The sequence below is a fragment of the Paenibacillus sp. LPE1-1-1.1 genome (assembly GCF_040676435.1).
Classification (GTDB): domain Bacteria; phylum Bacillota; class Bacilli; order Paenibacillales; family Paenibacillaceae; genus Pristimantibacillus.
On record NZ_JBEGHY010000012.1, the window covers coordinates 75831 to 102421 of the forward strand.

At 44.4% G+C, this 26591-nt stretch carries 23 protein-coding genes and 2 pseudogenes; 20 read left to right on the forward strand and 5 right to left on the reverse strand.

From position 1 onward, the window contains the following. The first annotated feature begins 236 nt into the window (after nucleotides 1-236). On the forward strand, nucleotides 237-1106 hold the full coding sequence (locus MRBLPE1_RS11040; protein WP_364145237.1) for an AraC family transcriptional regulator: 870 nt from the start codon (nucleotides 237-239) through the stop codon (nucleotides 1104-1106). 49 nt (nucleotides 1107-1155) lie between these two features. On the opposite strand, the gene MRBLPE1_RS11045 is transcribed toward MRBLPE1_RS11040, so the two are convergent. Then, the gene (locus MRBLPE1_RS11045) at nucleotides 1156-1311 is read right to left on the reverse strand and encodes a GMC oxidoreductase (protein WP_414698868.1); all 156 of its coding nucleotides are present in this window, start codon (nucleotides 1309-1311) and stop codon (nucleotides 1156-1158) included. A 59-nt stretch (nucleotides 1312-1370) separates the two neighbouring features. On the opposite strand from MRBLPE1_RS11045, the gene MRBLPE1_RS11050 reads away from it, so the two are divergent. After that, nucleotides 1371-2426 (forward strand): GNAT family N-acetyltransferase, encoded by a 1056-nt coding sequence (locus MRBLPE1_RS11050; RefSeq protein ID WP_364145239.1) that lies wholly within the window; start codon nucleotides 1371-1373, stop codon nucleotides 2424-2426. Nucleotides 2427-2922: 496 nt separating this feature from the next. Here MRBLPE1_RS11050 and MRBLPE1_RS11055 read toward each other — a convergent pair. Next, nucleotides 2923-3194: pseudogene (locus MRBLPE1_RS11055) on the reverse strand (IS110 family transposase); the annotation flags it as partial. Nucleotides 3195-3539: 345 nt separating this feature from the next. Here MRBLPE1_RS11055 and MRBLPE1_RS11060 point away from each other — a divergent pair. The 4 genes from MRBLPE1_RS11060 (at nucleotide 3540) to MRBLPE1_RS11075 (ending at nucleotide 5877) form a co-directional block, all read left to right on the forward strand. Continuing rightward, a complete protein-coding gene (locus MRBLPE1_RS11060) occupies nucleotides 3540-3848 on the forward strand; it encodes a DUF5071 domain-containing protein (protein WP_364145243.1) in 309 nt (102 codons plus the stop codon). Nucleotides 3849-4069: 221 nt separating this feature from the next. After that, nucleotides 4070-4402, forward strand: a complete 333-nt coding sequence (locus tag MRBLPE1_RS11065) for a winged helix-turn-helix transcriptional regulator (protein ID WP_364145245.1) — start codon at nucleotides 4070-4072, stop codon at nucleotides 4400-4402. Nucleotides 4403-4671: 269 nt separating this feature from the next. Then, complete coding sequence (locus MRBLPE1_RS11070; protein WP_364145247.1) at nucleotides 4672-5400, forward strand: NAD(P)-dependent oxidoreductase; 729 nt, start codon at nucleotides 4672-4674, stop codon at nucleotides 5398-5400. A 15-nt stretch (nucleotides 5401-5415) separates the two neighbouring features. Beyond that, nucleotides 5416-5877 carry a DUF2269 family protein gene (locus tag MRBLPE1_RS11075; RefSeq protein WP_364145249.1) on the forward strand — a complete coding sequence of 154 codons (462 nt, stop codon included), beginning with the start codon at nucleotides 5416-5418 and terminating at the stop codon, nucleotides 5875-5877. Between the two features lie 158 nt (nucleotides 5878-6035). On the opposite strand, the gene MRBLPE1_RS11080 is transcribed toward MRBLPE1_RS11075, so the two are convergent. Continuing rightward, nucleotides 6036-6599 (reverse strand): TetR/AcrR family transcriptional regulator, encoded by a 564-nt coding sequence (locus MRBLPE1_RS11080; RefSeq protein ID WP_364145251.1) that lies wholly within the window; start codon nucleotides 6597-6599, stop codon nucleotides 6036-6038. Between the two features lie 163 nt (nucleotides 6600-6762). Between MRBLPE1_RS11080 and MRBLPE1_RS11085 the strand changes: the two genes are divergently transcribed. From MRBLPE1_RS11085 to MRBLPE1_RS11100, 4 genes are all read left to right on the forward strand, one after another. Beyond that, nucleotides 6763-7287, forward strand: a complete 525-nt coding sequence (locus tag MRBLPE1_RS11085; protein ID WP_364145253.1) for a ketopantoate reductase family protein — start codon at nucleotides 6763-6765, stop codon at nucleotides 7285-7287. Nucleotides 7288-7301: 14 nt separating this feature from the next. Beyond that, nucleotides 7302-7703 (forward strand): hypothetical protein, encoded by a 402-nt coding sequence (locus tag MRBLPE1_RS11090; protein ID WP_364145255.1) that lies wholly within the window; start codon nucleotides 7302-7304, stop codon nucleotides 7701-7703. Between the two features lie 607 nt (nucleotides 7704-8310). After that, a complete protein-coding gene (locus MRBLPE1_RS11095; protein WP_364145257.1) occupies nucleotides 8311-9108 on the forward strand; it encodes an SDR family oxidoreductase in 798 nt (265 codons plus the stop codon). A 27-nt stretch (nucleotides 9109-9135) separates the two neighbouring features. After that, a complete protein-coding gene (locus tag MRBLPE1_RS11100; RefSeq protein ID WP_364145259.1) occupies nucleotides 9136-9576 on the forward strand; it encodes a hypothetical protein in 441 nt (146 codons plus the stop codon). Between the two features lie 39 nt (nucleotides 9577-9615). On the opposite strand, the gene MRBLPE1_RS11105 is transcribed toward MRBLPE1_RS11100, so the two are convergent. Next, nucleotides 9616-9786, reverse strand: a complete 171-nt coding sequence (locus MRBLPE1_RS11105) for a hypothetical protein (RefSeq protein ID WP_364145261.1) — start codon at nucleotides 9784-9786, stop codon at nucleotides 9616-9618. Nucleotides 9787-10043: 257 nt separating this feature from the next. Here MRBLPE1_RS11105 and MRBLPE1_RS11110 point away from each other — a divergent pair, with 257 nt between their 5' ends. From MRBLPE1_RS11110 to MRBLPE1_RS11150, 9 genes are all read left to right on the forward strand, one after another. Continuing rightward, nucleotides 10044-10967 (forward strand): ABC transporter permease, encoded by a 924-nt coding sequence (locus MRBLPE1_RS11110; protein ID WP_364147219.1) that lies wholly within the window; start codon nucleotides 10044-10046, stop codon nucleotides 10965-10967. Between the two features lies 1 nt (nucleotide 10968). Next, nucleotides 10969-11838, forward strand: coding sequence for a carbohydrate ABC transporter permease (locus MRBLPE1_RS11115; protein ID WP_364145263.1), 870 nt, complete (start codon nucleotides 10969-10971; stop codon nucleotides 11836-11838). A 57-nt stretch (nucleotides 11839-11895) separates the two neighbouring features. Next, nucleotides 11896-13428: an extracellular solute-binding protein gene (locus MRBLPE1_RS11120; protein WP_364145265.1), complete on the forward strand. Its 1533-nt coding sequence runs from the start codon at nucleotides 11896-11898 to the stop codon at nucleotides 13426-13428. Nucleotides 13429-13681: 253 nt separating this feature from the next. Beyond that, complete coding sequence (locus MRBLPE1_RS11125; protein ID WP_364145267.1) at nucleotides 13682-15352, forward strand: sensor histidine kinase; 1671 nt, start codon at nucleotides 13682-13684, stop codon at nucleotides 15350-15352. Further along, nucleotides 15349-16950, forward strand: coding sequence for a response regulator transcription factor (locus tag MRBLPE1_RS11130; protein WP_364145269.1), 1602 nt, complete (start codon nucleotides 15349-15351; stop codon nucleotides 16948-16950). The genes MRBLPE1_RS11125 and MRBLPE1_RS11130 overlap by 4 nt, the downstream gene beginning before the upstream one ends. A gap of 124 nt (nucleotides 16951-17074) precedes the next feature. Further along, nucleotides 17075-20683, forward strand: a complete 3609-nt coding sequence (locus MRBLPE1_RS11135; protein ID WP_364145271.1) for an OmpL47-type beta-barrel domain-containing protein — start codon at nucleotides 17075-17077, stop codon at nucleotides 20681-20683. A gap of 33 nt (nucleotides 20684-20716) precedes the next feature. After that, complete coding sequence (locus MRBLPE1_RS11140; RefSeq protein ID WP_364145273.1) at nucleotides 20717-22075, forward strand: FAD-dependent oxidoreductase; 1359 nt, start codon at nucleotides 20717-20719, stop codon at nucleotides 22073-22075. A gap of 411 nt (nucleotides 22076-22486) precedes the next feature. Continuing rightward, nucleotides 22487-22633 carry a hypothetical protein gene (locus tag MRBLPE1_RS11145; RefSeq protein WP_364145275.1) on the forward strand — a complete coding sequence of 49 codons (147 nt, stop codon included), beginning with the start codon at nucleotides 22487-22489 and terminating at the stop codon, nucleotides 22631-22633. A gap of 676 nt (nucleotides 22634-23309) precedes the next feature. Beyond that, complete coding sequence (locus MRBLPE1_RS11150) at nucleotides 23310-23768, forward strand: C40 family peptidase (RefSeq protein WP_364145277.1); 459 nt, start codon at nucleotides 23310-23312, stop codon at nucleotides 23766-23768. A 688-nt stretch (nucleotides 23769-24456) separates the two neighbouring features. On the opposite strand, the pseudogene MRBLPE1_RS11155 reads toward MRBLPE1_RS11150, so the two are convergent. Further along, nucleotides 24457-25205 (reverse strand): annotated as a pseudogene (locus tag MRBLPE1_RS11155) (transposase); the annotation flags it as partial. 252 nt (nucleotides 25206-25457) lie between these two features. Between MRBLPE1_RS11155 and MRBLPE1_RS11160 the strand changes: the two are divergent. Then, nucleotides 25458-26591 carry a serine hydrolase domain-containing protein gene (locus tag MRBLPE1_RS11160; protein WP_364145279.1) on the forward strand — a complete coding sequence of 378 codons (1134 nt, stop codon included), beginning with the start codon at nucleotides 25458-25460 and terminating at the stop codon, nucleotides 26589-26591.

The window sequence follows — 26591 nt, forward strand, 5'->3', positions numbered from 1 at the left end:
GCGGATACATTCATTGTTTTTACCTCCTATAATATTCATTGCTTTCCATCATTTGCTTATACAATACAAATAAGTTGTTCTGTATTGTTAAAGTATTGATGATGTTGGAAGCGCTTAATGGTAGCGCTTTCCACGAGTTCATTGTATATTAATATAAGTTAAAAGTCCTTGGCTATAATTTTTCAATACTTATCATATATTGCTTTTTATTTATTTTTCTCTCGGAGGTGACCCGAATGTTGCTTCAAAAGCTTTCTCCATATATTCGTGTGGCAATGGACAGTACAGTTCCGTCACAATGGCACTTGCGAGAACGAGTTCTATTTGATTACGAGCTTCTTTATGTAAAAGAAGGAAGGGTAAAAGTAACCATCGAAAATCAAACTTATGAAGGAGAACCTGGGGATTTATTTCTATTTCGACCGAAACAACCGCATTCCATTATGAAAATAGGTACTGGAAGGTGTCGGCAACCACATTTGCATTTTGATTTGATATTTAAGGAAGACAGTCCTGATGTGAAAATTTCTTTTAAACCGTTGGAGGAGATTTCTGAGGAGGAAATGATGTGGTTCCGCGAAGACGTCTTGGATAGTAATTCGCTTAAGATTGCGAGCCACCTGAGGCTTCGAAATCCTATTATTATCGAGAATATGCTATTTGAAATTATTAATGAATTCCAAATGAAGCTGCCTTATTACGAGACCAATGTGAAGGGTATGTTCATTCAACTGTTTATCCATCTCCTTCGCGAGAATTATTGGAACCAGAATCCTCATCTGGTTACCAACATGGATGAATTGGTTAAAATTCGCAACTACTTGAAACATCATATCGATCAAAAGGTGACAGTGGACGAGCTCGTTCACATCTCAGGAATAAGCAAGTTTTATTTAATTCATTTGTTTAAAAAAACATTCGGTATGAGTCCGATACAATATCATCAAATGTTACGAATTGAAAAAGCGAAAGAGATAATTCAGTTCACTACGGAATCTTTGACTGTAATTGCCGAAAAATTTGGATACTCCGATATTCAGTCATTCAGCAAAGCTTTTAAGAAAGTAGACGGTGTCAAACCATCTTTCTACCGCAAAAATAAATAAAAAAAACCGTCAGGGAATTTCAACCTGACGGTTTATCGATTAATTTAACTTAATCTTGTCGTTGTTGCAAAATATGATCGGCCGTGCGGATCGCGAGGGGAACCGTAGTTAACGTCGGATTTGCCGCAGACATTGTAGGAACCATACTGTTATCCGCCACAAACAAACCGTGTATGGGCCAGATATGATCATGGTTCCATCCCAATATCCGGTCTAACTAGGACACTTGATCCATCGCTTAGTTGGACGAATTCTTTACCCTCTATGCGTGTAAAGAATCTGACAGATATTCCTGATGGCTTTACAGGCGATACCGTTCCTACTTCCTTATGTGTTGGCTTTCGCTATATTGGGAACCATCATTACGAGGAGATTGACGGGCTACGCGCAGAGGCGCTATATCATGCTATTATTAGTTGTATTTTCTGGGGGATTGAAATGAAGATTGTTTTTAGAAGGTTCGATGATTCTTGTTATGATAAAGTTTGCGATTTCTTGATTGAACTATCAAAGTATGACCGTAATCATATAAATTGGAATTGGGCAAGGTGGGAGTGGATGTTTTTTCATCCTGAATTTAATAGAGACTTAATGGATAAGATTGGCTTATGGTATTGTAATGACGAGTTAGTAGGTATGACAACCTATGACCACTATTTCGGGGAAGCATTTTTTGCAACTAAACAAGGGTTTAGAGAATTAGAAAAAGATATATTAAATTATGCCACTGATACTTTCAGTAATGAAAATGGCCTTGGGATTGCGGTGAATGACAAGGATACTCACACTCTAGATTTATTGAGCAGTAAGAAATTTCTGGAGAATGACCTAACTGAAAACATACTTGAACTTACACTAAAGAATGTTAGCCTTGATTATATAACTCCTGAAGGCATAATAATAAAGAATATTGATATAAATAATGACTTATATAAGCTTCATCATTTGCTATGGAAGGCATTTGACAACGAAGGACCTGTACCTGTTGATGAAGCTACTATGAGTAAGCAAAGAGTAATGTTGTCAGCACCTCATTTGAATTCATGGATACACATTGTTGCGGAAAATGAAAATGGGGAATATGTTGCATACTGCGGCATATGGTATAGTCAGAAAACTGATTATGTTTATGTTGAACCTGTATGTACAATTCCGGAGTATCGGCAGAAGGGACTTGGAAAAGCAGTGGTTTTAGAAGCCTTGAAAAGAGGCTGCTCCTTAGGTGCTGAAAAAGCATATGTTATTTCTGATAGTTCTTTTTACAAGTCATTAGGCTTTCAACAGCATTCACATTATACGTTCTATTGGCATAACGCATAACAACTGATATTTCAATCATGGATTTATGGTTGTTCGTCTTTTTTATCTTTAGTACAGCTTAAATAGATTTGTGTCATTTCTAGGATACTGTTATTGTGACAACTAATTCTGTTGGACTATGAATCGATTCTTTTACGCATACGTGATCTAGTAAGAGGGTGACTCTAAACTTGCCGTTACAGACAGCGCGGAGAAGCCGTACCATAAAATAAATTAGGTCATTAAGCTCCCTCGGTACGATGCAGTTTTCTCACGAATGCTCGCTTATTCGCAGGATTTCACCAGAGGATGAATCGCAACTCGGATTGAATGGGACGAGAGCCGCCAAAATGGGCAACCGACGCGCATGCGGGAACAGAATGGGCGAGTTTTCGCTCCTTTTTTGTTGATCTGCTGCACGCTACTCCACGTACCTCCGGAGGCTTTCACTCCCATTTCTCGACGGGCCGATGCCCTTTCATTCCTTCGTTACGCCTATCCAGAGGGTTAAGGCCGGTATTCCTAACGTATCTTTGATGTCGCTTTTGGAGGGAGTATTATCGCGGTTTTCCTTGTTTTTTTTACGAGATGAGGGTTTACCAACACGACCTCGAGGCTCCGGTCTTTGAGCCAGGCAGCGAGGCTGAGCCAGTAGCGGCCGGTTGGTTCCATACCGATGATGGTTTCGTTTAGTTGGTGCGTTTCCTGCATATCTTTCATCCACTGCAGCAGTTGGCTAAAGCCGGCATCGTTATTGGAGAAGTGAAGCGGAGTGCCGAACGTGATTCCCTAACGGAAGACAATAGTTGAATTTACATATGGATGAGTAGGCAATGCGGTGGCCTGCTCATTTTATTAAGCTAACGGGCAGTGATGCATAATAACATATATATGAAAATGAGGTAAAATCCTCACACAAAGTAAGGAGGAGAGCTTAATGGAATTTATCATAATAATTTTAGTTGTAGGTTTCATCTGCGTAATAAGTTATCTTCGAGCGATACATATTTCTCTTCAAAAAATGATAGAAAAAGAGTAATAGATAATGTGAGGTAGCTTCCTGCTTAAAGGATATCTATTTTAACTGGTGAATAGCAGGTGTAAGAGTGCCGTAAACCTAAGGAGTTGGAAGGGATGGATCACACTGAAATAATACCAAGAACCAAGTTTGACAACGAGCGAGCAAACCAACTGGAAAATGCGAAAAAGGAAAATATATTACTGGTGCTGCCTCAATTACTTGAATGGCTTCAAGATATTAACTGGCCGATTGCCCAAGATATAGGGGATGTGCTTGTAGATTTTGAAGATCATTTGATACCTCATATTCGGGCTGTTTTGAATTCTGATGATGGAGGATGGAAATTCTCTTTTATTAACCCCCAGTCTCATAGCCTCGTTCAATCTTCGCAACCGATAAGCGTTCGTTGCGGATTCACCTAGCTCCTTGAGAATGGTGTAAATCGCCCGAGCTCCCTCAATCCCCGGCACCATCTGCTGCATTTTCCGAAAGTCGATTGCGCCGCGGTGTTCCTCTGGAACGTCTGGTATCCGAAAAGAAATTAGTTTCTTTTGTTGACCGGATTGCAAATAACCTGTAAAATTTTGTTAAGTGTAAACTTTAAGGTAATGAACTTACTTAAAGGTAAGGGGATGATTTATCAATGATTCATCAGCTTGAATGTCCAGTGGAGACAATCATACATGTTCTAGGCGGCAAATGGAAACCAATGATCTTATGGCATTTGATACAATCCACTAAGCGATTCAACGATCTGGAAAAGCTTATACCTGATGTTTCTCAAAAAATGCTTTCACAACATCTACGGGACTTGGAACGAGAGGGCATAATCGATAGAACGGTCTACCCCACCGTCCCTCCAAAAGTAGAATATTCCCTAAGTGAATATGGTAAAACATTGATTCCTGTAGCAGAAGTCATGTGTGCTTGGGGAGAAAACCATAACAAGCGGAAATATGAAGAATCTGCTTCTTAAAGCTGCTTCAATTCATTTGCACACTAATTCAAGGACTCATAACAAAAGCTGCCACGGGATTTTCCCTGGCAGCTTTTGCTATTTACAGTCAATCTTCCTTTAAGATTTTCGCCGTGGACCAACATGGATAACTCTTTCTGCTTAATGCTTACTTTTAAGTAAGGACCCTACATTAAAGTGGGTTCTTATCAAGATTTTTAAACGATGCTAAGCTTGAGTCAATCCAGAGATGAACTATCGGGAGTCAATGATAAAAGGAGGAAAAAACGATGAGAATTATTGTTTTCGGAGCAACGGGAAATACGGGGAGAAGAGCGCTGGAACAAGGGGGTAAAATGGGACATGAAATGACAGCATTCGTGCGAAACTCCGAGAAGTTTTACGAACAGCAAGGAGAGCGTTCCGCCAAACATGTGAAGGTGATCGTGGACGATATCATAAACCCAGTAAGCGTCGGCGAGGCGCTCTCGCATCAAGACGCCGCTATTATTGCTGCCGGCCATGCAGGTCAAGGAGATGAGTTCGTTCGTCTCGTTGATAACATTATAAGCCAATGTGAAATCCACCCTAGTTTTTCCGGGAGGGTATGGGTAATGGGAGGTGCCGGCCTTCTGGATATTCCATATACTGACCTCATTGGCAACAATCTGCCCGGCTTCCCGCCCGCGTATAAAAATCACAACCGGAATTTTGAACGTCTCCTACAGTCTGAGCTCGATTGGTCAATTATGTGTCCGGGAACTATGATTGATTCGATAGAGCCTCCGGCGTCGGTTCATCTGCATGTGACAACGGAAACCTTGCCCATATCAATTCCGAAGACGATCAAGGAATTTTCCGAGGCCGATATAGCCGGTTACTTGTTCAGCCGGCTTCAAGAGCTGGATGTTGCTTATAATGATGTCGTGAAATGCATGCTGGACCATATCGAGCTCGGAGGGCCTTTTAAGAGAAAAAGGGTCGGTCTCGCCTATCAAAGCGATATTCCGGTGAGCTGAGAAGCAAGAAGGGAGATGATCAATTTGTTTGGATGGCTCCTCGTTTTTCATATATTGGCTTCTATCGCGGTAATCGGTCCCGCTTTCGTGGTACCCTTCATTCGAAGGTCCGCTAGAACCGCCGGCCAGTTGCGCTTTGCTTTTGATGTAACGAACAAGATTGCCATCATGCCTAAAATTGGAGGAGCCGTACTTATTATTACCGGGGTTTGGCTTATGATCATAACCAAGATGGGGTTGTCCCAAATGTGGCTAAATATATCGATCCTTTTATCGCTGCTCATGGTCGCCACAATCGAAGGATTGATCGGGCCGCGCATGAAAAAGATCATGGAGATTGTATCTATAAGTCAAAGCAAAGGGGATGAATTACCCGCCGAGCTCGGTCGATTGATGAAAAAGATCATACCGATCGAGACGGTGTCACAGCTGCTGATGATTGCCATTACCGTGCTTATGGTCCTTAAGCCATTCTAAAGAAGCCGTAAAATTTTTTAACAATCGGCCCGCGGGTAGTAGTCCAGGAAGGGAAGAATCAATAACGAAAGGGCTGCCGCGTGGCAGCCTTTTGTTCCGTATATAGGCAGAGTTCTGTGCATAAAGGATGCATTACGCTACCGGGCAGTTTAGTGTAATCAAGATTGAGTACGGAGTATCATCTGATTAAGCTCTAGCAGTGACCATAACCTTTCAGTAATCTCTTCTACAGAACAGGGCATTGTAGTAAACCACCATTCAATCACTCCGACAATCGCCGAACTCAAAAATTGCACTGAGATATCTTTACTCAACTCATCTAGGCTTAAATTGTTTGCAATGATTTGTTCCATTATTTGCTTATTCATTATTTCTTGTAAGTGGTTTCTGAAGGAAGGGACGCCTTTGTTGCTTAATAAATTTCTATAAAAGAGAGCATTCTTTTCCATTTGTACAAGCGTACGGAGCAATGAAGACTTAGACGGATAAGGTTCTGTTTCATCCACTAAGGAGCAGATTTCGATCAAATGGTACAGTTGAGCCTCTAGGCACTTATCCAATAGATCGTATTTGTCCGAGTAATGCGAATAAATGGTGCCTCGATTTACATCAGCTCGCTCTGCGATTTCATTAATCGTTATTTTTTCGAAATCTTTTTCTCCGATCAAATGGATTAATGCATTCATAATGGCTGCTTGGTTTTTTTTTGTTCTTCTATCCATTGAGATTCCCCTTTTTTTAAACAATACATTGTATTCTGTTGAAAAACCAACAAAACCCATAAATCTAGCGATTGATACTTGTTATAGATGCTGATAGTCTAATTTTATTGAACGAATGATCAAAATGCAACAATCGTTCGAAAAAGCCGGAGGGGATATGACTATGAAAATATTAGTTTACGGCGCGGAAGTTTTAGGCAGTTATCTTGCTCATGCCCTAGTGCGCGGGGGGAATGATGTCACAGTACTTGCCAGAGGGAAACGAGCTGAACAATTGAAGAAAGACGGAATTGTCATTCGCCATTATTTTCAACTTAAAAACACTATCGATGAAGTGAAAGTCATCCATGGGCTTCAACCTGATGATCTCTATGATCTCGTTTTTGTTGTGATGAAATACAATGATTTCCCCTCCGTACTGCCTATTCTAGCTGAGAATCAGAGTCAGAATATTATTCTTGTCGGTAATAATGCCGATGCCCATGGGATGCAAAATTTTCTTCATGAAAAGAGCATAGTGAAAAAAAATGTGATTTTCGGATTTCAGCTTAGTGGAGGACTCCGAGAAGAGAGCGGTCGAATTATCTGCATACGCGGAGGCGGACAACTGCTGCTTGGCGGTCTAGACGGCGAGATTCTAATAAAGCCTTTACTAGAAAATGCGTTTAAACAGGTTAAGTATAAATAGCCTATCATGATGATATGGATGCTTGGCTCAAAAGTCATATCGTCCCTATAGTAGCTTTGAACTCTGTTAGTTTTCTTTACGATGGTGATTTGAAAAAAGCATCTAAGGACAAGAAGCTATTAAAACAAGCTATATCAGTAATGGACGAGGGGTTTCAAATATTAGAAAAATTAGGTTACACTATCACTCCTGCAAATCAAGTTAACTATATTCGAAAACACAGACAGGGTGTATACTATGGTCTGAAAATAATTCATAATTTACCATTTATGAAATTGATTGATGGATCTTTCGGCGAAATTGCAGCTTTGTTTGATTCGTTCAATAAGTTGAAACAACAATTAAACATTGCGACTCCCAATTGGGACGAGCTTGAAAAACAAGCGATTTCCAAATTTATTTCAATTAATCATTAAACTAACGGGAAACGATAGCTTAATTCTGAATGGCTGCCACAATGGATTTGAAACTGTTTTTCCTAATATTTCTGCGATTTTGTTTCACTCTATGAGGAAAAAGCTATTTCAGAAATCAGGTGCGAAAAGTAATGAAGTGTATAAAAATGCTTTCAAGGAAGCAGGTATTTTGTTGAACTAACGGGTACGATAGTTCAATAAAAACACGGAAGCAGCCGGCCACAATTTTCGGCTGCTTCATTACGCTAACGGGCAGATAAGTTAAATAAGGATTGCGATAGTTCTTACTTGCTGCGCTTGTGTCTTGACAAATATTGGATAGTCCACTAATCTATGCTTTGGAGACGAAGGAAAGGTGACTCGAAATCCAATGTGGACTTCCTTGTAATGGTTTGATTGAATCTGATCGCGTGACCCGGTGAATGTTTTTCACCATTCGTCCAGTTTGTCCTGCCGATCCTCAACCATTTCAAGGGACGCGAGCAACCATTTGATGAACCCGTTGCGCGGATACTTTGATGTATCCGCTTTTTTCATTTATGTGCGGGATCAATCCATCCATACGATGAACGGCTCTCTCGTCTCCTCTTAATAGGAGGTATATCTAATGACCAGACTGCAAGGAAAAACTGCCATCGTGACGGGTGCAAGCCGTCCGGGCGGAATCGGGGCAGCGATTTGTCGGGCATTGGCTCGCGAAGGAGCCAGCCTGTTTTTTACACATCTTTACGACTACGATAAAACCATTAATCCGAGTGACGCAGACGAGAGTTGGCCCGATCTTTTTGCCGGGGAACTACGTCAATTCAACGTTCAAGTCGCACATATGAAGTTGGACCTCGCCGCCTCTGGATCGGCAGTCAGGTTGCTGGAGGAAGCCCGAAAAACCGTCGGGCTTCCAACTATCCTCGTCAATAACGCTACGTATAGCGTAGATGCTGATTTCCGTCAATTAAATGAAGCTCTCATCGATGCGCACTGCGCTGTCAACGTTAGGGGGACCTTCATGTTATCTGCTGAATTTGCACGTATGCTTGAGGCCGAGCAAAGCGCTCATCCCTCTCATAACATGCTCAGTGGACGAATCATTAACCTCACTTCCGGCCAGGGTAAAGGGCCCATGCCCGGCAATCTCACCTATGCCGCGACGAAAGGTGCCATCTCCGTCTTCACCGAATCGCTGGCTGTAGAGCTGGCGCCATTTCACATTACGGTGAACGCAGTTGATCCCGGTCCTACCGATTCGGGTTGGATGTCAGAAGAGGTGAAAAGTGCCCTGCTGCCGCGATTCCCGATGGGCCGGATCGGTCTTCCTGAAGATGTGTCCCGTCTGATCGCTTTTCTGGCAAGCGACGATTCCCAATGGATTACCGGGCAAATCATTCATTCCAGAGGCGGTTTCTAATTATCATGTCGGTTTGAGGGGAAAGCAATGACGAGCGAGGAAAAAGTGGAGGGCAGCTCAAATACTAAAAAAGGCTTCATCTGGTGTTTAATAGGAAATATTATTAGTCAGGGCATATATCTTGATGATAACAATGAAATTGAATTTAGGGGCACCAAACAATTTAACCCTGGAACAAAAGTGTATTGTTCACCTTTTATTTGGGGCGACGGATATGAAAGAATTAGAGTCATAGGTAGAGCATGTGATAACAACAAATTTATTTGTTTTATAATGGAATCGAAGTACATAACAAATTGGAGAAGGCAGAAAGTATATACTCCTTACATATTGAGAAGGAATGGGCAAGAAAGAGACCAATGGGATAATTCATTAACATCAGTAAACTCAATTGATGAAATGCTTACTTGGCTACCTGAAAGAACATTGAAATTGAAGTCAACAACATTAAATTTGCCGTTAAGCTAACGGGTACGTTAGCTCATTAAACGCTTGGCGAACCAGTCCTTAGATGGGGCTGGTTTTTTCGTTAGCTATGCCGACATGCAGGATTTCGGGTGCCGGATCGGTCGGGCCTTCTGCATGAGCCTGCGGTACATAACTGATACTGGAGGATAAAACGCTGAAGCTTAAAGTTGAAGCTAGGAACAAACGAAGCATGCGATGACTAGCTTTCATTAAACTCATATCCTATCAAGTATTTTTTGTATCTCTGTACACAGGATCATTCTAACATATACAAATGTTTCCATATGATAAGGTTTGATGAATTATACGAACGCCGGCCTTCCCGAATGTCATCAGAGGAACATTTCAAGTCACCGGAGTTACATATGAAGGATGCTGAAGGGCATTTACAATAGCAGTATAAAAGAAAAGAGGTGATTATAGTGGCGCAGCAGAAAACGGTTACCAGGCCGCATTCATCTGGAATAATGATGGCCTTGCTTAGAAATAAGCGACGATGGAGCCATTTAAAGCAATATTGGGATCTGTATCTGATCATGATTCCAGGCGTGTTATATTTTATTGTTTTTAAATATTTCCCGATGTGGGGAGTTCTCATTGCGTTTAAAGATTACAGTATTTTTGCGGGCTTTGGAGAAAGCACGTGGGTTGGTTTACAGCATTTTAAGAGCATGCTTGAAGACCCTCAATTTTATCAGGTGTTTCGTAATACGGTTATCATCAGTTTATATAAGCTTGTGTGGGGATTCCCCGGGCCGATCATTCTAGCGCTTCTATTGAATGAAATTCGCAGCATGTTTTATAAACGAAGCATCCAAACTCTTGCTTACCTGCCCCACTTTCTTTCTTGGGTCATTATAGGTGGGATCTTGACCAATCTATTATCGCCAACCAGCGGTGCGGTTAACGAAGTATTGGGTTGGTTCGGATTGGAGCCTATCTTTTTCTTAGCGGATCCGCAGTGGTTTCGGGCTGTTCTTGTGATAAGCGATATTTGGAAAGAAGTAGGGTGGGGGGCGATCATTTACCTGGCTGCACTTGCCGGAATCGATTCGCAGCTGTATGAAGCGGCTGTGATGGATGGGGCCAGTAAATGGAAGCAATTATTGCACATTACAATTCCATCGATCATGGGAACGATTGTTGTCTTGTTTTTATTGCGGCTGGGACATGTGTTGGATGTTGGGTTTGAACAGATATTCGTGCTCTACAATTCCTTGGTATATGAGGTGTCCGATGTGATCGAAACCTATGTATACCGGATCGGATTGGGGCAATCCCAGTTTAGTTACTCTACGGCTGTCGGCCTGGTCAAATCGGTAATTAGCCTGATTCTAGTTATCGTTGTTAACAAGGCTGTAAAGAAAATGGGCCAAGAAGGGATTTACTAAGATGAGAATGACAAGGGGAGAACAATGGTTTTCGGTCTTTAACTACGTCGCTCTTGCCTGCTTCGGATTATTGACGCTAGCGCCTTTTATTCACATATTAGCTCAATCGTTCAGCAGCTACCGTGCAATTATGTCCGGAAAGGTTTCGTTCTGGCCGGTCGAATGGACGACGGAAGCGTATGTCAAAGTATTTCAGGATCCATCGTTTACCGGGGCGTTTCTGATCAGTGTTGAGCGCACCATTATAGGAACCTTTCTGAATGTGATCCTTGTATCCTTGCTTGCTTATCCTCTTTCCAAAACCTATATCCGGGGCAGGCGCCCGGTGATGTTCCTGATCGTATTCACGATGCTCTTCAGCGGGGGAATGATACCGTCGTATATCCTCATCAAAAACTTGAATCTTCTAAATACATTTTGGGTGTATATCATCCCCGGAGCGGTTAACGCCTTTCATGTGGTCATTATGAAGAGCTTCTTTCAATCGATCCCGAATGAGTTAGAGGAATCTGCAAGAATCGACGGTTCTTCCAATTTAGGAATCTTATTTCGTATCGTCATTCCGTTGTCTATGCCGGCTATCGCAACAATCGCGCTATTCAATGCGGTCGGCCATTGGAATTCGTTCTTTGATGCGGTGATGTACGTAACGGACTCCAAATTAAAACCGCTGCAAATCTATTTAAGAGAAATGGTTATGTCCAATTCTACGAATATTAACACGACGGATGCCTTTGAAAGACAGCTGCTTGCAGTCGAATCTCTTAAAGCGTCCGCATTGATAGCCAGCACTCTACCTATTTTGCTTGTGTATCCGTTTTTGCAGAAATACTTTGTAAAAGGAATCATGATTGGATCCGTGAAGGGGTAAATAGCCTTGCTTACGGTTTCCATACATTTTACTATCAATTAAAGGGGTTGAAAAAAGATGAAGACGAAGAAATTTTTAGCCGTGTTGGTTGTATCTGCAATGGCTGCAGCCTTGTTTGCCGCTTGCGGCAAAAGCGAAAATGAAACAGGCAGTACGGACGAAAAAGACAACGGAAAGCCTGTAACGATTAACATTGTGCAGCCTAATGTGGGACGCAAATTTTTGGACGGAATGGACGAGAACAATAATTCATACCAAAAGTACATTAATGACAACACCAATTTGAATGTCCACGTCGTTTATCCCCCGACCGACGGGTATCAAGACAAGTTAAATGTCATTCTGTCCTCCGGCGAGGACAACGATATGATCTACACGCAGGATGCTTCGTGGTTTATAAATATGGTCAATCAAAATGCGCTGCAGCCGCTCGATAAGGCGATTGAGCAATTTGGTCCCGATTTAAAGAAATCTCTTCCGCAAGAAGCTTGGGATGCCGTAACCGTCAATGGTGAAATTTATGCCATTCCCTCTGTTACGCATATCAACGGGAACGATATTATGTATGTCCGTCAGGACTGGTTGACGAAATTAGGACTTCAACCGCCTAAGACGCTGGATGAATATGTGAATGTTATACGTGCGTTCGTGGAGCGCGATCCGGATGGTAACGGTCAGAATGACACGATTGGTCTATTAATAGGCGAAAATTTGGCGCGCACGGCACCTTTCTTTGGCGCTTTTGGAGTACCGTTATCCGGAAATTCCGCTGTTAGCCAGTGGGTTGAGAGAGACGGAGAGCTGGTAAATGCATCGATCCTGCCGGAAACGAAAGAAGCTCTTGTCTTTTTGGCCGAATTATACAAAAACAAGCTTATCGATCCCGAGTGGGCGCTTAACAAAAACAAAAACATAGAGGAAAAGATTGCGAGCGGAAAAGCAGGATTGTTCTCCGCAACATGGTTTGATACACGAGGACCGATCCTGACCAACCAGACGAATGACAAGAATGCGAAGTGGGCTGCACTTGCATATCCTGTTGGCAAAGATGGCCAATCCGGTATCGCATCTTCGAGCATGGTGACCGGATATAGTATTGTTCCAGCTAAAAGCAAACATGTGAACGAGGTTGTCAAAATGTTCAATTTCACAAACGGCGAAGGGCATGAACCGATTAAATTCGGTTTGCCGGAGCACCAGATTTCGACGAGGGAGAGCGGGAAGCTAGCCATGAATTTCGAGGAGCACAATAAGCATGTTTACCGAAACAATATTTTGGATTATTCGGCTCCATGGGATAAAGAAATCGACTTAGAACGTTTGGACGCGCTCGGTCTAGAGTACAAACTGCGGGATAACGTAACCGCAATCAGCAATGCGCTGATCAAGAATGGTTACGCGGGCCCGACAACGCAATCAATGGGCAAAAATGGCGTACAGCTGACCAAGCTGATGCAGGAAACCTTCACAAAAATGATTATGGGCAATACTCCGATCGATGAATTCGACAACTACGTGACTCAATGGAAAAGTATGGGCGGAGAAGAAATTACGAAGGAAGTGAACGAAATCTTTAAGAGCACCAAATAATAAAGTAGAATGAAAGAGATGAAGGTGCCCCGAGCGGGCGCCTTTTCTTTCATTAACGTCATTGGGGCTGATAGAGTTGACATGGAGCTTATTTAGAAGCCGTTTCAGGCAATCGGTTCAATTCCGTCTTACCTGTTTCTTTTTATTGATCCTCTTGCCTTTGGTTGCTGTCTCTATCTTTTCTAATTTCCGGTCCCGGGCGATTTTGCAGGATCAAATTGGCGATAGAACCCGTAACGCGATGTTTTCTGTGATGAATTATATCGATTTGACGATGGAGGGCGTCTATGAAATGTCAACCGTCCTGGCCAATGATCCTGATCTGCAAAGAAATTTCGAGCATGCGGGAGAACAACTGACTCCGGAATCAATTTTAAATTTTCAGAAGGCAACCAAGCAATTAATTTCCGTTACGTCGAACAATAAAGTGATCTCTCAAGCCTCTCTGTTTCACTATGATTCCGGCACCTTACTCTCCACCTCCGGCTACCAAAAAGAAGCGAAGAAGGACGAATTAGAATGGGTTCAGCAGGCGATCCATGCGAACGGAAGAGTCACGTTTTATTTTCCGCAGGAAAACCGATATGATGCCAATGGCATGGTGGATCCTATTTACAGCACGAATAATATGGTGGTGATGCGGTTAATCAATTTGCTGAATCCGCAGAGGAATAAAAACATACTGCTGCTCCCGCTAAGGAAGGATTACTTCACCTCCTTAATCGAAAGCTTGCTTCCGAGCAGCAGCGCACAGGTATTTCTAACGACCGAAAGCGGTCAGGTTGTCGCCGGCACCAGGAACATAGGCGGGCAGCTGCCGGTTTGGCAGGACGAAGACCGGGATATCGTGATCCGGGAGCTTCCAGGTTATGAGCAGCGGATGCTGATGGTCAAAGCGACGTCCAAAACATCCGGGTGGACGCTGACGATGATCCAGCCGGAGAAGGATGTTTTTCAGCAATCAAAGCAGCTGCAGTTATGGACTTATGTGATTATTGCGGTAAGTTTGTTTATCGCGATCTGGATCTCGTGGTTCGTATACAGCGGAATAACGAAGCCGATCAATCAGGTTGTTCAAGCCATGAGACAAATCAGACTCGGAAAAATGGATACGCAAATTTCTCATCAACGGATGGATGAGTTCGGGTATGTAATGGATTCCTTCAACCATATGGCTAAGGAGCAGCGGCATCTAATCGAGGATGTGTACGAGAAGCAAATCATGCTTATAAAAACGGAAATGAAATTGCTGCAATCCCAGATCAACCCCCATTTTTTGTATAACACATTGGATTCCATCTACTCCGAAGCGATATTGAACCAGGCCGATGATATTGGAGAAATGGTGATGAATTTATCTAAATTTTTCCGTTTCAGCCTTGGGAAAGGCAAGGAAGCGTACACGGTTTCCGAGACATTTGAGCATATTCGATACTATTTAAACGTTCAACAGCGCAGATTTGATTTCAGTATAACCTTCCATCTGGACGAGCGCGTCAAGCATGTGAAGCTTCTCAAATTGCTGCTCCAGCCGGTTGTGGAAAACGCCATTTTGCACGGGCTGGAAAAAAACTCGGGACACAAGGAGTTAACCCTTTCAGCCAAATTCGACGATCCCTATCTGCTCGTGGAAGTAAAGGACAACGGCATCGGAATTCCAGAAACACGGTTGGCCTATATCCGGCAGGAGCTGGAGAAAATATTCGCGACCGGAAGCGATTTGCTGATACCGGAAGGGCAAACGCCGACAGAGCTATTCGGGCTGCGCAATGTGAAGGGGAGATTAAAACTGCATTATGGCGACTCCGCAGAGTTGTTTATAAAAAGCAGTTCCGGCGAGGGCACCAGCGTTGTGCTGCTCATTCCGCTGGACTCATCGCCGGAAACGGATAATGGAAGAGAAGACGGGAGTGAAGCGACATGAATTTAATGATCGTGGAAGATGAGAGCAGCATCCGCAATAGATTGGCAACAATGATTCCTTGGGAGGAGCATGGGATCGATGTTGTCGCTCTTTGCGCCAACGGTATAGAATCACTCCGAATGATAGACCGTACCAAACCGGACATCGTAATCTTAGATATCCGAATGCCTGAAATGGATGGCTTGTCCCTCGCCCGGGCGATCTATCAATTGGACAGGCGGATAAAAATGATTATTTTAAGCGGGTATGAAGATTTCGAGTATGCGCGGGACGCCATGGAGTCCGGAGTGCTGAAATATTTAATTAAGCCCGCCAGCAATGATGAGATCCTGTTTACTGTCATGGAAGGCGCAGCTCTACGTCGAAAGGAAATGGAGGAGCAGCATAGTCACGATGCGTTGAAGCTGAAATGGCGGGAGCATCTCCCACGGCTGCAGGATATGTTTTTTAACAACTGGATAACCGGCTCCTATTCGGATTGGGAAATAGAGCGCAGAAGCAAGGAACTGATGATTCGATTGGAAGAAAAGCGGCTATTTTCCCTTGTGATCATGGAAACCGATCCACTGATGGAAGGGGAGGAACGATTCAGCGAACTAGATTCGGCTTTGCTGCAATTTTCGCTTCGCAGTATTGCGGGAGAAACCATTGCCGAAAACCATGTGGGATTATTTCAAGATCTAAACGGTTCTACCGTGGTATTGTTTCAAAGCGCAGATAATGAATCTCAGGGGGATTTCCAGCTGCGGGTGCATTTTTCGGCCACAAAAGTTTTATCCACATTCAAAGAGTGCTTAAAGGTTACGGCCAGCGCAGGAATTAGCATGGTTACTTCGGAGAAGAGAAAAGTTCCGGAAATCTATCATCAGGCAAAGGCGGCACTCTTAAAAAGGGTCATTTATGGCCACGATATTGCGATTCCATTCAACGAGGAACAGCAGCCCGGTGAGACGGTCCCGGCGGCATCCATCACGGGCAATGATCTTGAAATCGGCATTGAAATCGGTGATCCGGTTAAATCGGCGGCCGCAATCGATGAACTGCTGGAAAACTCAATCGGAAAGGCAACCTCCGTCGACGAGGTGCAGGTCCATGTACTCTATTTGTTTCATACGCTGCTCCGTATCATCCAAAATAAAAATTGGTCCATTAGGGAAGTAGTCGGGGAAGACTTTCATTATTTCCAGCATTCACTTAGTCTCCAGAGCAAGGAGCAAATCCGTATTTGCCTGCATCGGATTGTTCGCAGAATGACGTCCTATGCCCTAAAGCGGAGCCAGTCCGGCGGCCATAAGATGATTCAGGAGATCTTGCATTTAATCGAGCAAGAAATTGGCCAAGAGCTCAATCTTTACGGGATCGCAGACCGGTATTTTGTTAATAAGTCTTATTTGAGCCGTCTATTTAAACATGAAGTGGGGGAATCATTCTCCCAGTACGTCCTCAAACAAAAGATGATCAGAGCAAAACGACTGTTGCTGGAAGGGGAGCAGGTGCAAAATACGGCGCAGCAGGTCGGATATACGAATGTCGGATTTTTCTCTAAAGTATTTCATAAGTACTGGGGTATATTGCCAAGCGAGATGAAGCCAAGCTAATCATCTCGCTTTTTTTGTTTCAATTAGTCATGATCCGAACAATACATGTCATGGGCGTGCTCTAAGAAACGGTCCGATTCTCTACTATAATAACAATAAAAAGGGAATGAGGAGGAAGTATAACATGCGTTCGAGGTCATCGATAGCTATTATGCTCTGCGTCATGCTTGTATTAGGTGTAATTCCCCTTGGGAGCTGGACCGCAAGTGCGGAAGAGGCCCGCAATATTGCCGGAGAAGCGTTGTTAACCGTCGATTCGGTAACCGGCAGCAACACGGCGGATAAGGCAGTGGACGGTGACAAAGCATCGCGCTGGGTCTCGGGCAGCGGTACGTATGAGCATGTTTTTGAAATGACTTGGGAGAAGGAGCAGACGATTAATCAAGTCAAGGTATGGAGCGGCAATTTTGGGACGGGCGCGAGCAATTGGCATATTCGCGACTTTACGCTGGATTACTGGAACGGCAGTGCTTGGATGACTTTGGCGTCTATTGTAGATAACGATAAGGACAATAATGCAGGCGAGTATAATGATTTGCAATTTGATCCAACTACCGTTTCAAGACTTAGGCTGCATATTACCAAACCAAGCTGGGGCGGCTTCAATGCTTCTGACGATAAAATTGCCAGACTAGCCGAAATTGAAGTGAATGCCGTTTCCTTGCCTACCGTTGACCAAACACTGCCTGGAGAAATTGGAAATCCCCAGATCGTCACTGGAGACGGGCAATTGACTCTCATGTGGACGGACCCGGCTGATCAAGATTTGAGTCATATCCAAATAACGAGAGAAAGCAGCGAAGAAGAGGCGATTAACATCAGCAAAGGAGTGCAAAAACGGGTTCTGCCCGGTCTTACAAACGAAGAGGAATACGTATTTAGACTGCAAACGGTGGATGAGTCGGGAAATGTATCGGCCGGGATGCTTATTTCCGGGACACCCCGTGCGGATGCAGGTACCGAGCCTTCCGCTGGCTTCGAACGTTTTATTACTCGGAGCGGGGATCAATTATGGGATGGAGCGTCGGAATTCCGTTTTATCTCTTTAAACGGCTCCAATCTGACCTATATTCCGAGCCCGGACTGGCACCGTGCTGAGGCTTGGGAACAGGAGGATGTGTTTAAATCCTTGGAGCAAATGGGAGGAACCGTCGTTCGCTTGTACACCTTCACCATTAAGGGCGGGACGGCCAACGGTAATGGGAAAAGCCATATTAACGGATTAAGGGACTATGACGAGGATTTCTTCCGTGATTTGGATAAAGTATTGGAGCTTGCCAACCGGTATGGAATCCGGGTAATCATTCCTTTTATAGACACTTGGGAGCATGTAGGAGGAATAAAACAGTTTGCTGCGTTTCGCGGTAAAACCCAAAATCAATTTTACACGGACACCGAGCTTAAGGAAGATTATAAACATCTGGTTAATTATGTCCTGAACCGGACCAATACGCATACAGGGGTCAAGTACAAGGACGACAAGGCCGTATTAGCTTGGGAAACAGGTAATGAACTGTATCCGACCGATGAATGGACGCAAGAAATGAGCGCCTATATCAAAAGCTTGGATTCCAACCACTTGGTAATGGATGGGAGCTACGGCATCCGCACGGCTTCTTTGGACGATCCGAATGTGGACATCGTGTCCAACCATTATTACGAGAGCGGCGGCTCTAACTATGCCCTGCGCAGCGTTTCCGACAGAAATGCCAGCTTAGGCAAAAAAGCGCTAATCATCGGCGAATTCGGTCATTCCAATACAGCGAATTACACGAATCTGGTGAATAAGGTGATTTCGAACGGAACCACCGGCGCACTTCTGTGGACATTGAAGTTTCATAATAAAGAGGGCGGTTTTTACTATAAAGCAGGCGACTACCGTTGGCCGGGCTTTCCTTCGGGAGATTCTTACGACGAAACGTCCGTTATGCAAATGATACGGGATAAAGCATTTGAAATTCGCGGTATGCCAGTTCCGCCAAGAGAAATTCCCGATGCCCCCCGCCTGCTTCCGATTGAGTCGGTTCTTGGCATCTATTGGATGGGTTCGGCGGGAGCCGAAACGTATGTCATTGAACGAGCGGAGGATCCTGACGGGCCATGGATTGCAGTGGGAACGGACGTATTGGATAGCGATATGCCATTTAAACCGTTCAAAGATTCAACGGCTGTCGATGGCGGTGTCTATTACTACCGGGTGAAAGCGAAAAATATCGCCGGAATATCGGATCCGTCCAATATCGTAGGTCCAATAACAGCATCAACCGTCCCCCCAGCGCCTGACTCGCCGTCGATCATTCCGTTTCAATCGGTATCGTCCATTTCTTGGGAGACAGTCAAGTGGGCGGATACGTATGAAGTAGAGCGGGCGAATACGCCGGAAGGTCCTTGGACAGTGGTAGGCTCTGATCTATCGGAAACGGATAGACCGTTCAAGGACGCTTTGGCAGGCAGCGGAATTACTTATTTTTATCGGATTAAAGCTAAAAATTCGGGCGGAATATCTGAGCCTTCCGAGGTGTTCGGTCCGGTTATTGTTCATAATGCAGCGCAGCTTGCCGAATTAACCGTAGATTCCATAAACGGCACGAACGTCAAGGAGAACGCGGTTGACGGCAGCCTGGCCACGAGGTGGTTGTCTCAGGGCAATGAGGATGTTCATTTTTTCAAAATCGAATGGACGTCGCCGCAGACGATCAATCAATTAAAAATATGGAGCGGGGCGGCAAGCGGCGAAAAATGGCATATCCGTGATTTCGATATCGTGTATTTGGACAATGGCGAATGGAAGCCGCTCGTATCTGTAACGGATAACGATAAAGACGGATTTTACGGCAAGTTTAATCATATTCTAATCGACCCTATTCAAACGACCGCTATCCAGTTGAATATAACAAAACCGACTTGGGGAGGGGTACCGGCGAATCCGAGCGATAAAATTGCCCGATTAATGGAATTTGAGGCAAGCTATGTGGATAAGATCCCTCCAGTTACAACCCTGAACCTGGAAGGACAAAGAGTGAACGGATGGTATGCAGCTGCACCGACGCTGACCTTGAAGGCTACAGACACGGGTTCAAGCGGCGTAAAACAGACCGAGTACAGCTTGGACGGTGGCGTACATTGGACCGTATACTCGGGTCCGGTCGCGTTGACGAAAGAAGGGCAGTACCATTTGCTTTATCGTTCCGTGGACCTCGAAGACAACGTGGAAGAAGCGATGCTGCTCGAGGTGAAAACGGATTTGACGGCACCGGTTGTGGAATTAATGGGTGAAGCGTTGTATATGGTAAACCAGACGATCAGCATTACCTGCAGCGCAACCGATGTTCTTTCGGGCGTAAACGGTACACCGTGCGGCAAACCGCTGCTTCAGGTTAAAGCGTATACCCTGGAGCCGGGTGAGCATACGCTTACTGTAAACGCTGAGGACATGGCGGGTCATCAAGCTTCAACTGCCCATACGTTTAAAGTTTCGGTAACGTTTGAGAGCTTAAAGGCAGTGACAATGGATTTGCTGCAAGCAACAGGTGCCAAGGGCTGGGAAGGTATCTCCAAATCATTAAATTATAAGCTGGATCAAGCGAAATCCGCGGTTGACCGCGGTGATCGGGCCGCTGCAGAGGATATAATGGCGTCTTATGTAAAGGAAGTAACGGATCAGACTGGCCGTTCGTTAAAGAGTGAACAAGCGAACGTTCTGATCAGATGGGCTCAAACGATTCTTGCCTAATGAATTTAGAGAAGATTGCCGGGAGGAAGAACGATGACAATGATAAGTACGATGAAATTGATGTCTGAGGAACTGCCAATTAGTAAAGAGGTTGACGTTACGGTTATTGGCGGGGGACCTACAGGCATTGCAGCGGCTATTGCCGCTGCAAGAAACGGAGCCAGGACGCTGCTGATCGAACAAAGGGGATTTCTCGGCGGCATGGCTACGGTCTCGTTGGTTCCTGCATTTTGCCCTTTTACAGATCACGAAAAACCGGTAATCCGGGGAATTGGCCTGGAACTGCTGGAGCGTATGAAGCAGCATTGCAGCGCAGACTTTCAAAATCAGTATAAGCATCAATTGGATTGGGTACCCATCGATGCGGAAGTATTAAAACGCGTATACGACGATGCGGTGCTCGAGAGCGGCGCAGATGTTTTATTCCATACCTTTACCGGTCAAGTGATCATGAACGCAAATAGAGACCGGATCGATGGATTGGTAATATTAAATAAATCGGGCAGGTCTATAGTCAAGACCCGTTATGTGATCGATGCCACCGGTGATGCCGATATAGCCGCGTTGGCCGGAGCGCCTTTTCAAAAAGGCGGAGACGCGGGAGAGCTACAGCCGGGCACCATGTGCTATATTCTAACCAACGTGGATCGAAGGCGCTTCCAACAATACTTAAATGAGAGCGGAGATACGGGACAAATCCCCAAAGCGGTTGCACTCGCCCAGCAGAACGGGGATCTCCCTGCCGGACGCAAAGACGTATCAGGGTTTGCATGGAGCTCGGATTACTTGGTCGGGGTCAATTTTGGCCATGTATTTGGGGTAGACGGAACGAATGCGGAGGATTTAACGCGGGCAGCCATCGAAGGACGCAGGCTTGTAAAAGTCCAGGTAGACTTTTTGCGCAAATATGCTCCGGGATTCGAGAACGCCCACTTGGTCAGCACAGGCGAACAAATCGGAATTCGGGAAACGCGGAGAATCGTCGGTGATTATATGCTGGTTCAAGAGGATTTTCTGGAAATGAGGAGCTTCGAAGACGACATCGCGCGGAATGCGTATTTTATCGACATTCATATGGCCACGAGCAAGGACAACATGCAAATTCACCATTTGCCGCCAGGGAAATCACATGGCGTACCCTATCGTTCACTGCTGCCGCAGGGACTTGAAAATGTATGGGTAGCGGGTAGGGCGGCATCTGCCGACCGTGTCGTACAAGGCTCGCTGCGGGTCATGCCAAATTGTTTTGCAATGGGGCAGGCTGCCGGAACAGCTGCTGCATTAAGCAGCAGCGCGAACGGTTCATCACGTGAAGTGGTTATGATAACGCTTCAACGTATGCTGGTCAAACAAGGAGCATGGCTTGGAGAGAAATGGGAGGTTTATCATTAAAAGCAATGCGTTCTGATAAAGGCAGGCTCGCCTAGATTCCTGTAAAAAGGATGGACACCTCGCGGTGTCTTTTTTTCTTGATGCAAGCTCAAATTTAAGTGATGAAATAAAAATGTTTTCTTATCTTAAGGTTTGAAGGCCGCATTCCTTAGTAAATGTCGTTTATGCGGACCGGTCATTGTCCACTTAGTGTGCCCTAAAGAGAAAGCCTGCGGACTTCAAGGTGTCCGTAGGCTATCTTTACGTCCACCTAACTGGCAACACATAATTAAGTTGAGATAACGGGGACGATAGTTAAATGAGCATAAAAAAAGCATCATCATTCGATGGTGCTTTTCTTATGCTCATGAGAGCGTCTAGGAAGTCCACGCACGAATAGTTAAACATTGGGATTTTGGGGGAGGCTACATAATGAAAACAGATCAGATGGAGGTATACGATGATAAAGATAGTTGGTTTGGCTATAATCACTTTCACATTCATGATTGGCTCAACTACATATGCCTATATAAAACACCAGTATTAACAAAACAATTTACAATAAATCCGATTCCATAGTACATCATACCGAAAAGTTGAGCTAACCCATCCCTGACAAAATGTAACCACCACCAGCAAGCAGTTCCATAATAGAGCTTCAAACTCGACTCTTCTCAATGGGTTCACCTATCTAAAGTTATTTCTAGCAGGTGACCGGCGTTTCCATATTCAATTGGTCTTGGTTTGTCCAACGCATTTACCCTCTTTTCCACTTCTTAATATTGAAAAATGAGTAACAAAAAAAGCGCATCCTTTACGGTTCACTTCTTTACGAACCAAAATGGTTCAATTATGAGATCCTACCCTCCTTCAGATTGATGATTGACTCATTGATCTTCCACAGAAACAAAAATTAATTTTAACTGATACCAATGATATTTTTGGATATTTTGGCACTAAAGTTTGGAAATGAAGGCGAAATGTAACACGGATTGCAAGTAATTTCTGGAATATTCCTATGAACTTCCGGTAGTGTTCAGCTTTAATTTAGTCAGTGTTTTCAAGGTGTTCGGTCGTTTGAGGCTACATTTACTAAAATTGATTTGGTAAATTCTATGGGGTTCAGCCTCTTTTCCATCTATGTTACCATTGGTTAGGCACCACGGGGAGTTATCCTTCAGCTGAGATACTTAGGATTTCTCCGCACAGTATCAAAGCAGTATGCAAATACATTACAGACAAGGAGTGAAAACGAATGTTCAAGAAGTTAGTTAGTACAACCACTTCGCTGCTGGTCGGATCGCTGCTGGTCGGAACATTGACGTTCGCAGCTACCGGTCAAGAGATCGCAAGCCGAGCCGATAATTATCTTGGAGACTTCAAGTACGTTTTTGGTGCTGAGCCGTGGAATACCGGTTACAGGTACGCTGATTGCTCTTCTTTCACCAAGCTGGTATTTATGCGTGAAGGTGAATATTTGCCTCGTACAAGCCGTGATCAGGCCAAAAGGGGCTACTACGTAGCCAAGCGCAATCTAGTAAAAGGTGATCTTGTATTTTTCGACACAAATAATGATGGTAGAATCAACCACGTAGGGATCTATATGGGGAATGGACGTTTCATTCATAGTTCTCCGATAAATAAGGTTGGATTCAGTAACCTGACCTATGGATATTGGAAAGATCATTATACTACTGCACGCCGTGTAAGATAAGAAAAGGGACGCATTCTGTGCGTCCTTTTTCTATCGTGTGTATTCATACTTAAGCCTTATTACCTTCCTGCCCACACTCTCTGCCTGTATTTTCTCATACATAAAGAATTCATTTATGCTGATTGTTTTTTCAGCGGAACTAAGCTAGTAAGCGCGAATCGGAGAAAGCATATCGTTCTGGAGAAACAATTGAGGAATAGCGGCTAGTGGATTTCGTCTGCATACATTTCTTCAATGTGCTTAATAATAAGATTGGAGGATAACATTGCGTTCATAATATCTTATATTCATTCTTCTCTGCTAAACATTCGATAATTTGAAGTAATGCGGAATTTTTTGAACGTTGAAGCCAATCATTCATCATATTCAGATGTCCTTAAGATCAGACAACAACACCGTGTTAGACTTCGGCAACATGAAGGCGCACGGGAATAAAGGGGGATTATTTTCGTCCTCTATACTTCCATTTACTGCGCGCATACTCCACGCCGCCCTTGGAGGTTTTCACTCCCATGTCTTAACGGGTCATTGCCCTCTCATTCCTTCGTTACGCCTATCCAAGGGGTGGAGGCCGGTCTTGCTAACGGTACGGGTCAGTGCCCCTTGATTTAATGAATCCGGTACTCCGTGCTTTCTTTGAAATCCTGCGAATAAGCCAAAACTCGTACAACGAAACGGGTTGCCCTGGTTAAACTGCTTGCAAGAGCGGTAACGTTTTTTGTGGCATGTAGGCTTTACCGCTGCGCGCCATCCCGACTAGTATTCTAGCTAATTTACCGCATAGTTTCATAATGGACCTCATTTTCTTCATCTTCTTGAATTGCACATTGTATGCGTGCATCGCTTGAAACTCCGAATTGTTCATGACCAAACTCATAGTAGCCATAAAGAGGAAGCGGCGAAGGCGGGATCGTCCGCGTTTGCTAATCTTCATTTGCCCCGTCCATTTGCCTGAGCTCGCTTCTGCGAGGTTAAGTCCTGCATGGCGCAGCAAAGCATTTCCGTGAGCAAATCCGCTTAAGTCGCCAGCCTCACCCAAAATACCAGCTAATGAAATGACACTGGATTTAGCGTAGGGAATGCGTTCTTCTAATACGGTTGAAATTCCCTTCTCCACAACCTCTAGCTGTTCGCAAGATCCTACAGAATGGTTGGCCAGCTCGATGAGTGCTTTTGCTTTTCTAGCACCGCAGTGCCGTTTCATGATGGTTTTCCATCCCTGAATCAGGTTCTGAGGCTGCAGCTTACTGAGCTCCGCTGAGTAGGGAAGAGGCGAAGCGTAGCGATGGAACCGATACAGGTGATGTCCTTGAAAACGTGGCGTAGTTCAGGGAAAACAACGTCAACCCAGCGGTGGATTTGGTTTTTGGCACTGACAAGCCGCTTTACGACGAAGTCACGATTAGAGAGAAGCACACGTAGATCATCGAATGCTTCGGGGGGGAGAGGCGATGTCCGTCGCATCCGTAGATTCGTATAACAAGGGGCTTCTAGCTTCCTAAACGAATGCCTACTCAACGGGAGGCTTAAGTTGAATAACGGCGATTGTAGGTGATTTTAGTCGGAATATCTAAACTGAGTGGTCGGGATATCAGATAGCAACTTGATTTCCATAAGCTTAAAATTGAATGATCTACTTATTTCGTTGGAGCACTCACAAAATCATTTGTAGAAAGGATGAGCACTTTTATGGATTTCAAACCGCTGTCCCACTTTATAGACCGCATCACCACTTGGCGTATCCCGTGGGCGGAAGTTCTCGTGATACATCGGAATGAAACGGTTTATCGGTATCGTAACGGCTATGTAAACTTGGAAGAGATGACTCCTATCAACAACGGACAGATCATCAATATGTATTCGATGACGAAGATTCTCACGTGCACAGCGGCGTTACAACTTGTTGAGAAGGGAGAAATCCTTTTAAACGACCCGCTTTCGTTTTATCTGCCGGAATTTTTAGAGATGAGTGTACAGAAAACTCTCCATAACGGAGAAGTTGTACAGGATAAAGCAGAAAGACCGATTATGGTGCGCGACCTGTTTACCATGACAGCAGGCTTCTGTCACGATTTCGCAGCACCTTTCATTCAGGAAGTTAAAAACCGCACCAACGGCAAAGTTCCGACTCGTATTTTCGTGAAGGCGCTCGCAAAGGAGCCGCTATTGTTCGAACCGGGGACTCGGTGGAATTACAGTTTCTGTCATGACGTGCTTGCTGCTCTTGTTGAGGTTGTGGATGGGAGACAATTCAGCACTTATATAAGAGATGAAATTACTGGACCGCTCGGGTTGAAAGATACGGGTTTCGATCTCTCGATCGAACAACAAAGCCGCCTAGCGCCGCAGTATGAATATGACAAAGAATTGGGTAAGCCCATTCGCAAGGACGAGAATATTGCGCGGTTCGGTTCCGAATACGAGAGCGGCGGGGCGGGCTTGTTCTCAACAGTGAACGATTATGCTATGTTTCTAAATACACTAACCAATCTGGGGACAAGTTCCAATAACATTCGTATTCTGTCACCGGCTTCTGTGGAGTTAATGCGCACGGATCATCTGACGGAGAGCACGCGTGGCGATTTCTCTTGGGAGCATATGGCTGGCTATGGCTTTGGATTGGGTGTCAGAACCCATATTTCCGCTACCAAAAGCGGATCACTTAGCTCAATTGGAGAATTTGGTTGGTCCGGTGCTGCAGGATGTCTGGCCATCATCGATCCGAACTCACAACTTACTGTCATGTATGGGCAGCAGTTGCTGAACAGTCAGGAGCCTATCGTGCACCCGCGTTTGAGAAATATAATTTATTCCTGTTTATAA

What these genes read in the sequence shown, in the direction of transcription:
- MRBLPE1_RS11040 (WP_364145237.1), top strand. Translation starts at nt 237, where the DNA reads ATGTTGCTTCAAAAGCTTTCTCCATATATTCGTGTGGCAATGGACAGT.
- MRBLPE1_RS11050 (WP_364145239.1), top strand. Translation starts at nt 1,371, where the DNA reads ATGCGTGTAAAGAATCTGACAGATATTCCTGATGGCTTTACAGGCGAT.
- MRBLPE1_RS11060 (WP_364145243.1), top strand. Translation starts at nt 3,540, where the DNA reads ATGGATCACACTGAAATAATACCAAGAACCAAGTTTGACAACGAGCGA.
- MRBLPE1_RS11065 (WP_364145245.1), top strand. Translation starts at nt 4,070, where the DNA reads ATGATTCATCAGCTTGAATGTCCAGTGGAGACAATCATACATGTTCTA.
- MRBLPE1_RS11070 (WP_364145247.1), top strand. Translation starts at nt 4,672, where the DNA reads ATGAGAATTATTGTTTTCGGAGCAACGGGAAATACGGGGAGAAGAGCG.
- MRBLPE1_RS11075 (WP_364145249.1), top strand. Translation starts at nt 5,416, where the DNA reads ATGATCAATTTGTTTGGATGGCTCCTCGTTTTTCATATATTGGCTTCT.
- MRBLPE1_RS11080 (WP_364145251.1), bottom strand. Translation starts at nt 6,599, where the DNA reads ATGGATAGAAGAACAAAAAAAAACCAAGCAGCCATTATGAATGCATTA.
- MRBLPE1_RS11085 (WP_364145253.1), top strand. Translation starts at nt 6,763, where the DNA reads ATGAAAATATTAGTTTACGGCGCGGAAGTTTTAGGCAGTTATCTTGCT.
- MRBLPE1_RS11090 (WP_364145255.1), top strand. Translation starts at nt 7,302, where the DNA reads ATGGATGCTTGGCTCAAAAGTCATATCGTCCCTATAGTAGCTTTGAAC.
- MRBLPE1_RS11095 (WP_364145257.1), top strand. Translation starts at nt 8,311, where the DNA reads ATGACCAGACTGCAAGGAAAAACTGCCATCGTGACGGGTGCAAGCCGT.
- MRBLPE1_RS11100 (WP_364145259.1), top strand. Translation starts at nt 9,136, where the DNA reads ATGACGAGCGAGGAAAAAGTGGAGGGCAGCTCAAATACTAAAAAAGGC.
- MRBLPE1_RS11105 (WP_364145261.1), bottom strand. Translation starts at nt 9,786, where the DNA reads ATGAAAGCTAGTCATCGCATGCTTCGTTTGTTCCTAGCTTCAACTTTA.
- MRBLPE1_RS11110 (WP_364147219.1), top strand. Translation starts at nt 10,044, where the DNA reads ATGATGGCCTTGCTTAGAAATAAGCGACGATGGAGCCATTTAAAGCAA.
- MRBLPE1_RS11115 (WP_364145263.1), top strand. Translation starts at nt 10,969, where the DNA reads ATGAGAATGACAAGGGGAGAACAATGGTTTTCGGTCTTTAACTACGTC.
- MRBLPE1_RS11120 (WP_364145265.1), top strand. Translation starts at nt 11,896, where the DNA reads ATGAAGACGAAGAAATTTTTAGCCGTGTTGGTTGTATCTGCAATGGCT.
- MRBLPE1_RS11125 (WP_364145267.1), top strand. Translation starts at nt 13,682, where the DNA reads ATGAATTATATCGATTTGACGATGGAGGGCGTCTATGAAATGTCAACC.
- MRBLPE1_RS11130 (WP_364145269.1), top strand. Translation starts at nt 15,349, where the DNA reads ATGAATTTAATGATCGTGGAAGATGAGAGCAGCATCCGCAATAGATTG.
- MRBLPE1_RS11135 (WP_364145271.1), top strand. Translation starts at nt 17,075, where the DNA reads ATGCGTTCGAGGTCATCGATAGCTATTATGCTCTGCGTCATGCTTGTA.
- MRBLPE1_RS11140 (WP_364145273.1), top strand. Translation starts at nt 20,717, where the DNA reads ATGACAATGATAAGTACGATGAAATTGATGTCTGAGGAACTGCCAATT.
- MRBLPE1_RS11145 (WP_364145275.1), top strand. Translation starts at nt 22,487, where the DNA reads ATGAAAACAGATCAGATGGAGGTATACGATGATAAAGATAGTTGGTTT.
- MRBLPE1_RS11150 (WP_364145277.1), top strand. Translation starts at nt 23,310, where the DNA reads ATGTTCAAGAAGTTAGTTAGTACAACCACTTCGCTGCTGGTCGGATCG.
- MRBLPE1_RS11160 (WP_364145279.1), top strand. Translation starts at nt 25,458, where the DNA reads ATGGATTTCAAACCGCTGTCCCACTTTATAGACCGCATCACCACTTGG.